The sequence below is a fragment of the Streptomyces sp. Y20 genome (assembly GCF_043195475.1).
GTDB lineage: Bacteria > Actinomycetota > Actinomycetes > Streptomycetales > Streptomycetaceae > Streptomyces.
Genome location: NZ_JBIDDP010000012.1, coordinates 112,973 through 128,197, shown reverse-complemented (window position 1 = coordinate 128,197; position 15,225 = coordinate 112,973). Strand labels below are relative to the sequence as shown.

The following is a 15,225-nucleotide window of genomic DNA, read 5'->3' as shown; positions in this document are numbered from 1 at the left end:
GGATACGGAGCGGACTCGATCTCCCCCACACACTTGGCGCGATACTTTTCGGCGAACGGCCGTCGCCCGGTGTCCGGGATGCCGGCGCCCGCGTCGGCGCCACCGGCGCGGGCGCCGCGCTCTGCCCGGCCCTGTGCCGCGCAGAGCGCGGCCACGCTCGTTCACGATGACGCACTTGCCGAGTGAGATCGCTTGTGGCGTGGCCGGTGAGCCGGTTGGAAGCGCCGCGCCGAGCGTCACGCCATCGCCGGGGGGTCCCCTCGTGATGCGGTGACCGCCGACGCCGAGGCCTTCCGCAGCGGTGTGACCGCGCGTTGAAGGCCTCCTCGCCCAGCACGGTGGATCCGCTTGGCAGTGTCTGAAAATCGTTCTTGCAGAAGCAACCGCTCATGCACGGGCCGACAAGTTGCACGGTGCACGGGTTCCTACGGTCGCACAGAGGGCCAATCTGTCGTGATCCTTTCTTTGGGGGAGTCCATGAGTCAGCAGCTCGCTTCGGTCATGTGCGACGTCACGGTGTTCGTCAGCGTCTCGGGGGAGCCGCGGGTGCCGCTGCCCGCGCGGTTGCACTACGACCGGAGTGACCCGTACGCCGTCCGTCTTTCCTTGGGCGCGCCCCCGGCGCGGCCGGTCGTCTGGGTGTTGGCTCGCGACCTGCTCGTCGAGGGACTGCGCCGGCCGGCAGGTGCGGGAGACGTACTGGTCCTTCCCCGGCACGGGTGCTCCCCGGGCGTCATGCGCATCGTCCTGCGGTCCGCCGGCGGGGCGGCCCTGCTCGAGATCGTGGTGTCGGAGGTGACGAGATTCCTGGAGGGGGCCTGTGAACTGGTGCCCCTGGGGGCGGAGGGTTCGCACGTCGACATCGAGAGCGCACTCGCCGAACTCACGGGCCGCACCGACTGACTGCCGGACGGGGGCGAACCCGTACGCCGTCCGCCTTGGGGGCTCGAGTGAGCGCGACGGGCAGCAGCTTTTTGATCAGGAGTGCACCGCTTCTTGCCCGGGAGTGCACTCGCGTGGCCGGTTGAGTCCATCGTCACAGCTTTCCGCCCCGGCCCCGTCATAGCGTGCCCTCGTATGGCAGGAGAAAGTCGAAGGGACGCTTGATGTCGGTGCGCAGGCTGGGACGAGTGGCCCGTGAGGCAACCGGACGCGACTCATGAGCAGTGGTCGCCGATCACCGTCGATCATCCGTCCTCCACAGCACCTCCCCTTACTTCCCTGAGCGAACTCTTGTGGATCTGCGCGGCCGATCAGTCGCGCTACGGCGCGCAGATGAGTTGACCGTCTGATTGTTGCGAGGCACTCGCAGGTCATCGGGTTATGGATGAGGTGCGATAAAGCATGACGGCCGTGACAACAGGAACGATCGAGGGAGTGCCGGACTTCGGCTCCACGCTTCGCGAGCTGCGCCTGGCGGCCTCCCTTACCATCGAAGGCCTGGCCGAGGCGTCAGGACTGAGCGTTCGCGGCATCGGGGATCTGGAGCGGGGACGGCGTGCGGCTCCGCAGCGGCGCACGATAACGGCCCTGGCCGCAGGGCTGCGACTGTCCGACGCGGAGCGGCAACGGCTGCTGGGCGCGGCCCGCGCCGGGCGAAGTGACGGATACGCCCCCGTCGGTGTGCAGGCGGTGCGGCGCGAGATCACCGATTTCGTCGGCCGGGAACGCGAACTGTCATGGCTCATCGAGCTTGCACGGCAGATCCCCGGCGGCCGGACATCGGATGAACAGGCCGCCGCGTCCGGCCCGGGCGTACGGCCTGTGATCGCGGCGGTGTCCGGGCCACCGGGCGCGGGCAAGACGACGCTGGCGCTGCACGCGGCTCGCCGGCTCGCCGACCACTTCCCGGACGGTCAGGTCGTAGTGGACATGCGGGGACTGGACGCGGACCCGCCGGAGCCGGGCGAGCTCATGCTCGGTGTGCTGCGAGCACTCCGGGTCGCCGACCGGGATCTGGTGAAAGTCGGCCCGCAAGGCCATATCGGACTGTACCGCCAGACCTTGGCGGAACGGCGATTCGTGCTCGTACTCGACAACGCCCGTGACGAGGCGCAGGTGCGCCCGCTGCTGCCCGGATCCGGCACGGGGATCGTGGTGGTCACGAGCCGGCGCATGCTCACCGGTCTGGAGGGCGTGCACCGCCTGCTGCTCGACGGGTTCGACACACATGAGGCCACGGCGCTGCTGACGGCGTTGGTGGGCGGGGAGCGGGCGTCCGCCGACACCGGCGCACTGGAAAGGGTCGCCCGGTACTGCGGACATCTACCGCTCGCCCTGCGCCTGGCAGGCAACTGGCTGGCCTCGCAGAAGGCATCGCCGGTGCACAGACTCGCCGAGCGGCTCGCCCCCGACGACGGCCGACTGGAGGCACTGGCCGCCGGAGACATGCGCGTGTCCACGGCGTTCGACCTTTCCTACCGCCGGCTCACCTCCGAAGCCGCCCGCCTGTTCAGGCGACTCGCTCTCGTCCCGGGGCCCGACGTCTCCGCGGCCGGGGCCGCCCAGCTGTCCGGGCAGCATGTCTTCGACGCCGAGGACACCTTGGAGGAACTGGTGGAAGCAGGCTTGCTGGGTGCCGAACGCGACCGCTACCGGCTGCACGACCTGTTGCGGCTCTACGCCCGGACGCGCTTGCACGCCGAGGAGACCCCGGACGACATCGGGCGTGCTCGGACCGCTCTGTGCGACTGGCTGCTCCGGACCGCGATCGTGGCCGGCCGATGGTTCGAGCCCGGCTACGGGGCCCCGTCCGCCGCCTGGGACGGGGGAGTGGACCTGTCCTCGGCGAACAAGGGGCGGGAATGGCTCCAGGTGGAGGGCGCGAACTGGCTCGCCGCCTTTCGCGTGGCCGCCGAGGCCGGTGAACACACCACAGTGGTCGAGGTGGCCGAATCCCTGCACTGGTTCTCCGACCAGTGGATCTTCTGGGGGTACTGGCCCGAGGTCTACGCCACCGCCGCCGACTGCGCGCGGGCACTGGGCGACCCCGTCCTGCAAGCGACTCAGCTCAATTACCTGGCATGGGCGCGGCTGTTGTGCGAGGGTCGTCACCGCGACAGCCTGACGCACTCCGCCCAGGCCCTCGCCCTCGCCCGAGCCGCTGCCGACACACCCCAGCAGGCGTGGGCCCATTTCTACCGGGCCTGGGCTTTCAGCCGCCTCAGCGCACACGAGTCCGCGGCTGACCACATGAGTCAGGCCAGCCACCTCTTCACGTCGATGGAAGACGCGCAGGGCAGCCTCACCGCCCTGCAGGGAATCGCCATGGTCCTTTCCTCTTCCGGTCGCAACGAGGAGGCGATCGAAGCATTCCGGCGCGCGCTCGCTTTCCTCGAAGAGGCAGATGACCGTATCGAGGGGCATTGCGCGGAGTTCGCCCGGACGGCGATCTACACCGGTATCGCCCATGTCAGCCAGCGGCTGAAGAAATGGGATGAGGCCGTCGTCTACCTGCGGAAGTCCATCGAGCTCAGCAGTAAGAGCGGAAACACCGCACTGGAGAGCCGGAGTCTCAACAAACTGGGCGGTGTTCTGCTCGGTACGGGGCGCACGGCGGAGGCGCGGGATGTCTTCGCACGGATCATTTCTCTGGGGCCCTATGCGGACCCCCGCACCGCTCGGGAAGCGGCGGTGCGGCTCGACTCCCTCGACGCTCGCCGCCGCGCCGTGCAAGAGACGGAGCGGGCATGACCCGGGCGGATGACACCTCACACCGCTCACGACGGCATGAGGGCGGCAGCTGGACAAAACCGGCAGAGGTTACAGTCGTCAGCGATGCCGCTGGTCCCTTGAGACTGTGCACTTCGAATCAGCGCTCCCGGTTCGGCCGAGACTGTCCTTCGAAGACCGGACCGCGGCGCGGGCAACGAAGGGGACGAGCCACGTGAGCGCCGGAGGACAGGAATTCGGAGCGCTGCTGCGGCAGTTCCGGGTGAGCGCGTTCCTGACCATCGAAGGCCTCGCCGAGGCCTCGGGCGTCAGTGTCCGAGGTATCGGGGATCTGGAGCGGGGCCGGCGTGCGGCTCCGCAGCGGCGTACGGTGGCTGCCCTCGCCGACGGCCTGAGGCTCGACGGGAACCAGCGTGACCAGCTGCTGGCTGCCGCGCGAGCGGGACGCGCGAACGACTTCGGCCCCGTTGCCGTCCGCACCTTTCCCCGGGGGATCAACGACTTCGTCGGACGCGAGCACGAGTTGGTGTCGTTGGCGACGCTGGCGGCCGGGAAGGCGACACCCGAGGCCGACGGGGAGGAGTCCGCGGGCGTCGGCTCCCGGCCCGTGGTGGTGGCCGTGTCGGGGCCGCCCGGCATGGGGAAGACCGCGCTCGCCCTGCACGCGGCCCAGAAGCTGGCGCATCGATTTCCCGACGGCCAGATGGTCCTGGAGCTGCGCGGCATGGACGCGGAGCCGCCGTCCACGGCGGAACTCATGCTGGGCGTGCTGAAGGCGTTCCACGTAGCGGACGCGGAACTCGTCAAGGCCGGCCCGCAGGGTCAGGCCGCGCTGTACCAGAACCTTCTCGCCGACCGGCAGTGCCTGCTGGTGTTCGACAACGCCCGCGACGAAGCCCAGGTACAGCCGCTGCTGCCCGCGCGTGGTCGGGCCATGGTGATGGTGACCAGCCGACGGGTGCTCACCGGGCTGCGGAACGTGCACCGGCTGAGCCTGGGGGAGATGGCCGCCGAGGAGGCCGTCGCCTTCCTCACCGGCGTGATCGGGGAGGAACGCGCCTCCAGCGATCCGTCCGCACTCAGTGATGTGGCCCGGCGGTGCGGCTACCTTCCGCTCGCCCTGCGCTTGGCCGGCAGCTGGCTGGCGACACGGACCGGCTGGACGGTGCGCCGCCTGGCCGACCGGCTGGCCGTGGAGGAGCGCCGCCTGGACGCTCTGGTCGCCGGGGACAGGACCGTGTCGGCCGCGTTCGACCTCTCGTACCGCCAGCTGACTCCGGACGCCGCCCGGTTGTTCAGACGCCTGTCCGTCGTGCCCGGGCCTGACGCGGGGGTGGCTTGTGCCGCACTTCTGCTCGCGCAGGACCTCCTGTCGGCGGAGGACGTCCTGGAGGAGTTGGTCGAGGCAGGTCTGCTCGGCACCCACGGCGACCGCTTCAGGATGCACGACCTGCTGCGCCTGTACGCATACGGCCGCCTGGAGGCCGACGAGGGCCGGGAGGGAGGGGAACAGGTGCGGGCCGACCTGTACCGGTGGCTCCTGGAGACGACCATCGTCGCGGGCCGCTGGTTCGAGCCCGGCCACGGTGCGCCTCCGGCGAGCCGGCAGGGACTGGTGGACCTGTCCTCCGCCGACCTGGCTCGCCAGTGGCTGCAGGTTCAGGGGATCAACTGGCTGGCCGCCCTGCACGCCGCGGCGGAAGCCGGGGACCATGCCATGGTGGTGGAGGTGGCCGAGGCCCTGCACTGGTTCTCCGACCAGTGGATCTTCTGGGGACACTGGCCCGAGGTGTTCAGCATGGCTGCGCGCAGCGCTGAGGCTCTGGGCGACGAGACCTCGAGAGCCGCGCAGCTCAACTACTACGCGTGGACCCTCATCGTGTGCGAAAGCAGTCCCGCCGACAGCCTGCCCGTGTCCGAAGAGGCACTGGCGGCGGCGCTGCGCGCCGGAGACATACCGCAACAGGCGTGGTCCTCCTACTACCGGGCCTGGGCCTACCGGAACCTCGGGAGCCTCGTGGAGGCGAGCGAGTGCTACAGCCGGGCAGCGGCGCTGTTCGAGTCGGCGGGCGATCTGCACGGCAGTCTCCAGTCCCTGCTCGGCCGGTCCCTCAACCTCCTGACACAGGGCCTGGGCGCGGCAGCTCTCGATTCGTACCAGCGGACCCTGTCGTTCCTGGACGAGGCCGGCGATCTCATACAGCCGTACGTCGCCGGGACGTCACGCGTCGGCATCATCTCCGGAATCGGCCGGACCTTCGCCCTGCTGGAGAGGTGGGACGAAGCGATCGCGCACATCAGTACCGCGATCCGCCTCTGCGACGACCTCGGGAACACGTCGGTGAAGAGCATGCATCTGTGCCACCTGGGAGAAGTCCTCCTTTCCGCCGGCCGGGAGAGGGAGTCCCGGGAGGCTTTCCGGGCCTGCGTCTCGCTCGGCTCCGAGGCCGACCCCCAGCGCCTCTCGGAGGCGCGTGTCCGACTCTCCCGGCCGGGCTCCGTGAAGTCACGGTGATCCTTTTCTCTGCGCGCAGGGAAGTGTGCCGCCACCGCACGAGGGGTCGGCAGGCGGCGTGGGACACGTTCTCGCGGGCCTTTGCCGAGAGCGGAAAGCCGTGCTCTGAAGGGTTCCCACATGGCCACGTCGACCGTCTGGAAGTTCGACGCGCCCGAAAGCGCTCCGCAGGTGGAGCAGACACTGCTCGCCCTGCAGAAGCAGGAGCTGATCAAAGTGGTGGACGCCGCCGCCGTCAGCTGGCCGGCAGATGCGAAGAAGCCCAGGACCAAGCAGCTCACCGACCTGGTAGGGGCGGGTGCCCTGTCGGGTTCCTTCTGGGGCCTGCTCTTCGGCCTCATCTTCTTCATGCCGCTCCTGGGCGCCGCCGTCGGCGCCGCAGCCGGCGCCCTGGGCGGCAAGCGGGCCGATGTCGGCATCGACGACGACTTCATCGAGTCGGTCGAGTGGCAGGTGACCCGAGGCACCTCCGCGCTCTTCCTGCTGTCCGAGGGCGAGGTGCTGGACCGCGTGAAGGAGGCATTCCCCGAGGAGCACGCGGTGCTGATCCGATCCGGCCTCGCCAGGGAGCAGGAAGCCCGGCTGCGCGAAGTGTTCGAGGGCTGATGCGCGGGTAGACCGGCCGGCAGGGTGCCGGCAGCACCAAGGCCGCACCTGGGCCGCTCGGCGCCGTGAAGCGCCGAGCGGCCCATTTCCCGTGCCCGGAACAAGAAGCGGTGGGCGCCGGCCGGCCGGTGGAGGTCCCGAAGAGGACTCCGGGCGGCGTCGGAGGGGCGGACGACACCGGCACCCTGGCCGAGGCATCCCGGCAACGGCGCGGCGTGCGGGGCGGCACCATACGAGTTGAGGGCGCTCACGGAACCGAGGACATGCACACTCGGGCAAGTCGGCTTCCGGGTCCTGAGCAGACTCGGCCTCGGTGTTCGGTTTCTGCCTTACGAGAGCACGAGACCGAGCCGCCCATCCGCTTCCGGGCCAGCACAGAAGGATCCGTCATGTCCCTTTCCGAGAGTCCGACCGTTGTTCTGGTGCATGGTGCGTTCGCCGACGCGTCGAGCTATGCGAGTGTCATTCCCGAGCTGTTGAAGCGTGGTCTGAAGGTCGTGGCTCCGGCGGTGCCCAACCGGAGTCTGATCGGGGACGCGGCGTACGTGGCCTCGGTCGTCCGTCAGATCGAGGGTCCGGTCGTCCTGGTCGGCCACTCCTACGGTGGTGCCGTGATCACGGTGGCCGGTGTGGAGGACAACGTCAAGGGGCTGGTGTACCTGTCGGGTTATGCCCTTGAGGTGGGGGAGAGCCTGGGTGAGCTCCAGGGCCGGTTCCCGGATTCGGATCTGGCGGCGGCGCTGGTCTACACGCCGTTCCCGGTCGAGGGGTCCGACACGCCGGGTACCGATGTGTCGGTGGAGGTCGGCAAGTTCCCGGCGATCTTCGCTGCGGACGTCGACCCCGATGTCGCGGCGGTTCTGGCTGTCTCCCAGCGTCCGCTGGCCGCGCAGGCGTTCGCGGACGCCGCTCCGGCGGCGGCCTGGAAGACGAAGCCGTCCTGGGGTCTGGTGTCCTCCTCGGACCACACCATCAACCCCGATGTCGAGCGCTTCGGTTACCGGCGTGCCGGCATGACCACCGTCGAGGTCGACTCCTCCCACCTCGTCATGCTCGCCCACCCCGAGCGCGTCGTCGCCCTCATCGAGGAAGCCGTCAAGGCCACCACCGGCTGAGCATCCGGCAGCGCGGAGCGGCCCGCGGGCGAAGTCGCGCACAGGGCGGAGACAGTCGCCGCCCTGTGCGTCGCTCCGCCCAGGTACATGCCGCCCTGTCCCCATACCTGAGGAGCCTGCGAGTCAGCATGACAGTTTCGACGGAGATCACGCACCACACGGCGGTGCTCAACGGAATAAAGCAGCACTGGGTCAGTGCGGGCCAGGGCCCGCCTGTCTATCTGCTGCACGGCTTCCCGGAGACCTGGTACGGCTGGCGCAAGCAGATTCCGGTACTCGCGGAGAAGTACACCGTCATCGCCCCGGATCTTCGTGGGTACGGCGACACCGAGAAGCCCGCATCCGGTTACGACAAGCGCACGATGGCCAATGACACCGTCGCCCTGATGGACCACCTCGGCCACGAGAGGATCGCGCTGGTCGGCCACGACCGCGGCGCGCGTGTGGGTACACGCTTCGCTAAGGATCACCGCGACCGCATCGACCGGTTCGTCGCGATGGACAACATCCCGACCCGGGTGATCGCCGACACCTACGACGTGGCCCTCGCGCGGCAGGGTTACTGGTTCTTCACCTTCCTCCAGGTTCCCGACCTGCCCGAGGCCCTGATCGCGGGCAATGAAGAGGCCTGGCTGACGCACTTCTACCGCGACTGGTCGTACGACCCGGAGATGCTGACGCCGGAGGAGATCGATGTCTACGTCCGTGCCTACCGGCAGCCGGGGGCGGTCCGTGGTTCGTGCATGGACTATCGCGCGGCTCCCCAGGACGTCGCTCAGGACCGGGAGGACGAGGACCGGCTCATCGACTGCCCGGTGCTGACGATGTGGGGGGAAGACTTCAGCGCCGTCGGCAGGGCCTACGACGTCCTCGACGTGTGGAAGGGCATGGCCCGTGACGTACGGGGAGTGGCGATCCCCCAGTGCGGTCACCTCTGCCAGGAGGAACAGCCCGAGGTGGTCAACGCGGAACTCCTGGCCTTCCTGGACGGCTGGAACGGCTGAGCGGTCCACATGCCGCTGTTCCCTGTCACCGCCGGCAAGGCCGGCGGGCACGGAACGCCGGAGGGCGGCAGCGGCGCGGTCCCGGCCGCTGCCGCCTTCTGTCTGCCGGTCCCGGGTCCCGCGGACAGGAACGACGCACACGAACGACGGACGCGAACGGATGGAGCGCTCATGGGTCATGCCAGGGCGCGCAGAGGCAAGTGATCCGTCCACGTAAGCCGTAGCGTTTCCTCCGTACCCGCGGCTTAAGTCCCGTAAGCCAACTGCCGGTTCCGGCCGGGAGCCACCGGCCGAGGTACCCGCCGACCGATCGGCGGCCCTCGCTACGCAGACCCGTGCCGCGTCCGGCGTTCACCCCCGCAGCGTCCGCACGCCGCGGACCCGGCAGTCCGCAGCGAGTCTCCGTAGCCGAACACCACATCTCATGAGCGAAGAAACGAGCCCGATCATGTCCCTTTCCGAGAGTCCGACCGTTGTTCTGGTGCATGGTGCGTTCGCCGACGCGTCGAGCTATGCGAGTGTCATTCCCGAGCTGTTGAAGCGTGGTCTGAAGGTCGTGGCTCCGGCGGTGCCCAACCGGAGTCTGATCGGGGACGCGGCGTACGTGGCCTCGGTCGTCCGTCAGATCGAGGGTCCGGTCGTCCTGGTCGGCCACTCCTACGGTGGTGCCGTGATCACGGTGGCCGGTGTGGAGGACAACGTCAAGGGGCTGGTTTACCTGTCGGGTTATGCCCTTGAGGTGGGGGAGAGCCTGGGTGAGCTCCAGGGCCGGTTCCCGGATTCGGATCTGGCGGCGGCGCTGGTCTACACGCCGTTCCCGGTCGAGGGGTCCGACACGCCGGGTACCGATGTGTCGGTGGAGGTCGGCAAGTTCCCGGCGATCTTCGCTGCGGACGTCGACCCCGATGTCGCGGCGGTTCTGGCTGTCTCCCAGCGTCCGCTGGCCGCGCAGGCGTTCGCGGACGCCGCTCCGGCGGCGGCCTGGAAGACGAAGCCGTCCTGGGGTCTGGTGTCCTCCTCGGACCACACCATCAACCCCGATGTCGAGCGCTTCGGTTACCGGCGTGCCGGCATGACCACCGTCGAGGTCGACTCCTCCCACCTCGTCATGCTCGCCCACCCCGAGCGCGTCGTCGCCCTCATCGAGGAAGCCGTCAAGGCCACCTCCAAGTAACCCGCCCCGCCGGTACTCGGCCCCCCCGGAGCGCGGCCCACCGTCGCGCCCGGGGGCGCCGCCGACGGCACGGCAGAAGACCACCTCGAACAGAAAGCACACAATGAACGCTTCGATCCCACGTCGCACCATGACCGTCTCCATGCTGGCCGGTGCCGCAGCCCTGGGCACGGCCGGTGTCGCGAACTCGGCCCCGGAGAGGGGCCTGGCGGCCGTTTCGGCGTCCGAGGACAAGAAGACACTGCCCACCATCGTGCTGATCCACGGCGCCTTCACCGACGCCTCCAGCTGGGCTCCCGTGGTGAAGAGACTCCAGCGCCACGGCCACCGCGTCGTGGCCCCGCCCGTCCCGCTGCGCGGCCTCGCCGGTGACGCCGCCTATGTGCGCAGTGTCCTGGACAGCATCCAGGGCCCGATCGTGCTGGTCGGCCACTCCTACGGAGGATCGGTCATCAGCCGCGCGGCGGTCGGGGCCGCGAACGTCAGGGGGCTGGTCTACGTGGCGGCCTTCGTCCCGGACGTGGGCGAGAGCGCCTCGTCACTGGCCGCCAAGTATCCGGGCAGTTCCCTGGCCGAGACCACTGTGGCCCAGAAGTACCCTCTGCCCGGTGGTGGACAGGGCGATGAACTGCTCATCCGGCAGGACCTGTTCCGCCACCAGTTCGCGGCCGGTGTCCCGCTCGTCACGGCGCGGACGATGGCCGTCGGACAGCGTCCGATCACCGTGGCGGCGCTCGAGGAGCGAGCCACCGCCGCGGCCTGGAAGACGCTGCCCAGCTGGTACCTCATCGCCTCCGAGGACCGCAACATCCCGCCGGCCGCGCAGCGGTGGATGGCCACGCGCGCCAAGGCCCGCACGGTCACCGTCCGCGCGCCGCACGCGGTCTCGGTGAGCGACCCACGCGCGGTGACCGACCTGGTCCTCGACGCCGCGCGCACCGTCCGAGCCGGTCACTGACCGCCACCGGGACACCCGGGTGACCGATGCCGGCGTGCGCGGGGCGGCACACGCCGGCGTTCCAGGGTCCTGGCCCGAGCCGCACCCGGGGTCCGGTAGCGCCGTCTTCCGCTGATGGCGGAAGCCACGGAAGGCGGCGCGCCATGGCTTCCCGAAAGGGCGGAATCCTCCGTGGCGTGGACGGACGCCTCGTCCTGCCACGAGACGTGGCCATCCCGGGCCACAGCGCCGGCCCACGACACGGAAAAGAAGGAGAACCGCATGCCGCTGCTCGATCCGAAGCCGGGAATGCTGCGCCCCCGCACGACGGAGGGACCGTCCGTCGACCGGGTCGCCGACGGCCGGGCGTCCGGTACCCCGGACGGTCTGCGGGACGCCCTCGTCGCCGAACTGGGCCCGCACAAGGTCCTGCACAAGATCTCGGATCTGGTGAGATACGCGTCGGATGCCAGCCCGTACCGCCTGGTGCCCCGCGTCGTGGTCATCGCCGAGACCGTCGACGACGTGGCCACCGTGCTGCGCTACGCTCGCGACAACCACCGTCACGTGGTCTTCCGTGCGGCCGGCACGTCCCTCAACGGGCAGGCCCAGGGCGACGACATCCTGGTCGACGTACGTCGCCACTGGACCGGGCTGGAAGTCCTTGACGGCGGCGCCAGGGCGCGGATCCAGCCGGGCACGACCGTGGGGCGGGCCAACGTCACGCTGTCCCGGCACGGCCGGCTGATGGGACCGGATCCCGCCAGCTCCAGCGCCTGTACGGTCGGGGGCGTCGTGGCCAACAACGCCTCCGGCATGACCGCCGGCATCACCCGCAACTCCTATCGGCTGCTGTCCTCCCTGACCGCGGTACTGCCCTCCGGCACGGTCGTCGACACGGCCGCCCCCGACGCCGAGGCGCGCCTGCGGACGGCCGAGCCGGAACTGTGCGCGACCCTGCTGGCGCTCAAGGCCGAGATCGAGAGCGACAGCGCGCTCGTGGCGCGGATCCGCGCCAAGTACGAGCTGAAGAACACCAGCGGATACCGGCTGGACGCCTTCCTCGACGGTTCCACCGCCGTGGAGATCCTGCGAGGTCTCATGGTCGGCTCCCAAGGCACACTGGGCTTCATCGCCGAAACCGTCTTCGACACCGTTCCCCTCGACAAGCTGACCTGTACGGCACTTCTCTTCTTCCCCGACCTGCCCTCCGCTGCCGCCGCCGTGCCGCTGTTCAACCACGCGGGAGCCCGTGCCGTGGAGCTGATGGACGGCAACACCTTGCGCGCCTGCGCCGCCGTGGACGGCGTGCCCGATGACTGGCGGGACCTGCCGCAGGACACCGCCGCGCTGCTGGTCGAGTTCCGCGCCGCGACGGAGGACGACCACCTCGCCCACCAGCGAGCCGCCGCGGATGTCGTCAAGGGGCTGAGGCTGGTCTCTCCCGTGGCGTCGGTGACCAACGGCTTCGTCACCGATCGAGGCGTGGCGCGCACCTACTGGCACGCCCGCGAGGCGTTCATGACAGCCGTGGGCAAGGCGCGGCCCACCGGTACGACGCTGATCACCGAGGACTTCGCCGTTCCGCCCTCGCGGCTGGCCGAGGCCTGCGAGGCGCTGGCGGGGACGCAGCGGCGCCACGGCTTCGACGCCGCGGTGGCCGGGCACGCCGCACACGGCAACCTGCACTTCCTGCTCGCCTTCGACGCCTCCCGGCCTGAGGACGTACGACGGTACGCGGCGTTCATGGACGAGTTCTGCGCCATGGTGACCGAGCGGTTCGACGGTTCCCTCAAGGCGGAACACGCCACCGGCCGGAACATGACCCCCTTCCTGGAATCCGAGTGGGGGGCCCGGGCCGTGGAGATGATGTGGCGGGTCAAGCGGGCACTCGACCCCCACGGGGTGCTCGCTCCGGGGGTGGTACTGAACCGGGACCCGAAGGCCCATCTGAAGCATCTCAAGACGATCCCCACCATCGAGGCCGTCGCCGACCCCTGCATCGAGTGCGGCTTCTGCGAACCGGTGTGCCCGAGCCGTGACCTGACGACGACGCCGCGGCAACGGATCGTGCTCCGGCGCGAGATGATGCGCCAGCCTGCCGACTCGCCCGTCACGGACAGTCTGCTGGAGTCGTACGGCTACGATGCCGTGGACACCTGCGCCGGTGACTCGACCTGCAAGATCGCCTGCCCGGTCGGCATCGACACCGGAGCCATGATGAAGGGGTTCCGGCACCAGCGGCACGGGCGTCGGGCCGAGCGGAACGCGGAGCGCGTCGCCGAGCACTTCGCGGCCGTGGAGGCGACCGTCCGCGTCGCTCTCGGGGTCGCGGAACATGTCGACGACCGCCTCCTCACCCGCACCACCTCCGTGGCCCGCAAGGCGGTCACACCCGACCTGGTGCCCGAGTGGATCAGCGCGATCCCCGCCCCCGCGTCCTCCCGGCTGCCCCTGACCCGGCGCGAGGGCGCCGCCGCCGTCTACTTCGTGGCCTGCGTCAACAGGATCTTCGCGGGACCCGAAGGAGGGGAGGACCTCCCCCTGCCGGAGGCCGTGGTGGCACTCTCCCAGCGGGCGAGCCGTCCGGTCTGGGTGCCCCCGGACCTGGCCGGCTCCTGCTGCGCGACGATCTGGCACTCCAAGGGATACGACGACGGCAACACGTTCATGGCCAACCGCACCGTGGAAAAGGCCTGGGAATGGACGGACGGCGGCAGGCTGCCCCTGGTGGTCGACGCCTCGTCCTGCACCCTCGGTATCGGACACGAGATCACCCCGTACCTGACGCCGGAGAACAAGCGCAGGCATGAACAGCTCGACGTCGTCGACTCCCTGGTCTGGGCGGCCACCGAACTGCTGCCGCATCTCACGGCGTCCCGGAAACTGGACCGCGCGGTCATCCATCCGACGTGCTCCATGAGGCACCTCGGCGACGTGGAGCACCTCGACGAGCTGGCCCGGTTCGTGGCGCACGACGTGAGTGTCCCGGTCTACGCGGAGTGCTGCGGCTTCGCCGGTGACCGAGGCATGCTCCACAAGGAGCTGACCGAGTCGGCCACCACCCACGAGGCGCAGGAGGTCGTGGCGGGTACCTACGACGCGTACCTCTCGGCGAACCGTACGTGCGAGATCGGCATGGAACACGTCACCGGCCGCCCGTACCAGTCGGTACTCCTGCTCCTCGAACGGGTCACCCGGCCCCTCTGACCGCGGCCCGTCCGGACCCGGGACCCCTTCCCGAAGCCAGCACAGGAGAATGTCATGCGTATCGCCAACGTGTCCGGACGGCTGTCCCTGGTCTCGGGTGGACGGGCGGTGGACGTCCATGAAGCCAGTGACCACCGTTTCCCGCCCGACCCGCAGGCGATCTTCGAACGTTGGTCCGAATTCCGGACGTGGGCCGCCGACGCCGACATGAGCACCGGCCGCCCCTACGCCCCGGCCGACCTCGGCGCCCCGGCGCCCGCACCGCGCCAGCTCCTCGCCGTCGGCCTCAACTACCGTGAGCACGTCGACGAGGCCGGTTTCGGCATGCCCGAGGGCATGCCGCCGGTGTTCACCAAGTTCGCCAGCAGCATCACCGGGCCGGTCACCGACGTGGTCCTGCCAAAGGGCGGCAACACGGACTGGGAGGTGGAACTGGTCGTCGTCATCGGCCGTCCGGCCCACCGGGTGCGGCAAGAGGACGCGTGGGACCACGTGGCCGGTCTGACGGTCGGGCAGGACCTGTCGGAACGGGTCCTCCAGATGAGCGGGCCGGCGCCCCAGTTCGGCCTCGCGAAGTCCTACCCGGGTTTCTCGCCCATGGGTCCGTGCCTGGTCACCCCCGACGAGTTCGACGACCCGGACGACCTCGAACTCGCGTGCAGCGTCAACGGCGAGCAGGTGCAGCACGGATCCACCCGGCAGCTCATCTTCCCCGTTCCCGCTCTCATCGCGAAGCTGTCGGAGGTGCTGCCGCTGCTGCCCGGGGACGTCCTCTACACCGGTACGCCCTCGGGAGTGGGCCTCGGCCGTACGCCCCGGCGATGGCTGACGGCCGGCGACGAACTCGTCAGCTCGATCCGGGGCATCGGCGAGCTGCGGCAGCGGTTGCTGCCCGCGTAACCCCCAGGGGCGGAGACGGCCGGAGCGTTCGACACACGCACGGCTGAAACCTCCCCGCGGCACCACCGGTGAAGGCCTCCAGCGGGTGTCGG

The 15,225-nt window shown here is 69.8% G+C and carries 10 protein-coding genes; all 10 read left to right on the top strand.

All coding sequences use genetic code 11. From position 1 onward, the window contains the following. Positions 1-477: 477 nt before the first annotated feature. Positions 478-903 carry an SsgA family sporulation/cell division regulator gene (locus ACGFT1_RS27230; RefSeq protein WP_373911623.1) on the top strand — a complete coding sequence of 142 codons (426 nt, stop codon included), beginning with the start codon at positions 478-480 and terminating at the stop codon, positions 901-903. Positions 904-1,377: 474 nt separating this feature from the next. Beyond that, positions 1,378-3,693 (top strand): tetratricopeptide repeat protein, encoded by a 2,316-nt coding sequence (locus ACGFT1_RS27225; protein WP_373911622.1) that lies wholly within the window; start codon positions 1,378-1,380, stop codon positions 3,691-3,693. 193 nt (positions 3,694-3,886) lie between these two features. Then, on the top strand, positions 3,887-6,187 hold the full coding sequence (locus ACGFT1_RS27220; RefSeq protein ID WP_373911621.1) for a helix-turn-helix domain-containing protein: 2,301 nt from the start codon (positions 3,887-3,889) through the stop codon (positions 6,185-6,187). Positions 6,188-6,307: 120 nt separating this feature from the next. Continuing rightward, a complete protein-coding gene (locus ACGFT1_RS27215; protein ID WP_373911620.1) occupies positions 6,308-6,793 on the top strand; it encodes a DUF1269 domain-containing protein in 486 nt (161 codons plus the stop codon). Between the two features lie 389 nt (positions 6,794-7,182). Then, the gene (locus ACGFT1_RS27210) at positions 7,183-7,908 is read left to right on the top strand and encodes an alpha/beta fold hydrolase (protein WP_373911619.1); all 726 of its coding nucleotides are present in this window, start codon (positions 7,183-7,185) and stop codon (positions 7,906-7,908) included. Positions 7,909-8,036: 128 nt separating this feature from the next. Further along, entirely contained in the window at positions 8,037-8,912 is an 876-nt protein-coding gene (locus ACGFT1_RS27205) for an alpha/beta fold hydrolase (protein WP_373911618.1), read from the top strand. Positions 8,913-9,360: 448 nt separating this feature from the next. After that, a complete protein-coding gene (locus tag ACGFT1_RS27200) occupies positions 9,361-10,086 on the top strand; it encodes an alpha/beta fold hydrolase (RefSeq protein ID WP_373911617.1) in 726 nt (241 codons plus the stop codon). A gap of 103 nt (positions 10,087-10,189) precedes the next feature. Then, positions 10,190-11,044 (top strand): alpha/beta fold hydrolase, encoded by an 855-nt coding sequence (locus tag ACGFT1_RS27195; RefSeq protein ID WP_373911616.1) that lies wholly within the window; start codon positions 10,190-10,192, stop codon positions 11,042-11,044. 261 nt (positions 11,045-11,305) lie between these two features. Continuing rightward, positions 11,306-14,233, top strand: a complete 2,928-nt coding sequence (locus ACGFT1_RS27190) for an FAD-binding and (Fe-S)-binding domain-containing protein (RefSeq protein WP_373911615.1) — start codon at positions 11,306-11,308, stop codon at positions 14,231-14,233. Between the two features lie 54 nt (positions 14,234-14,287). Further along, entirely contained in the window at positions 14,288-15,133 is an 846-nt protein-coding gene (locus tag ACGFT1_RS27185) for a fumarylacetoacetate hydrolase family protein (protein ID WP_373911614.1), read from the top strand. Positions 15,134-15,225 lie beyond the last annotated feature (92 nt).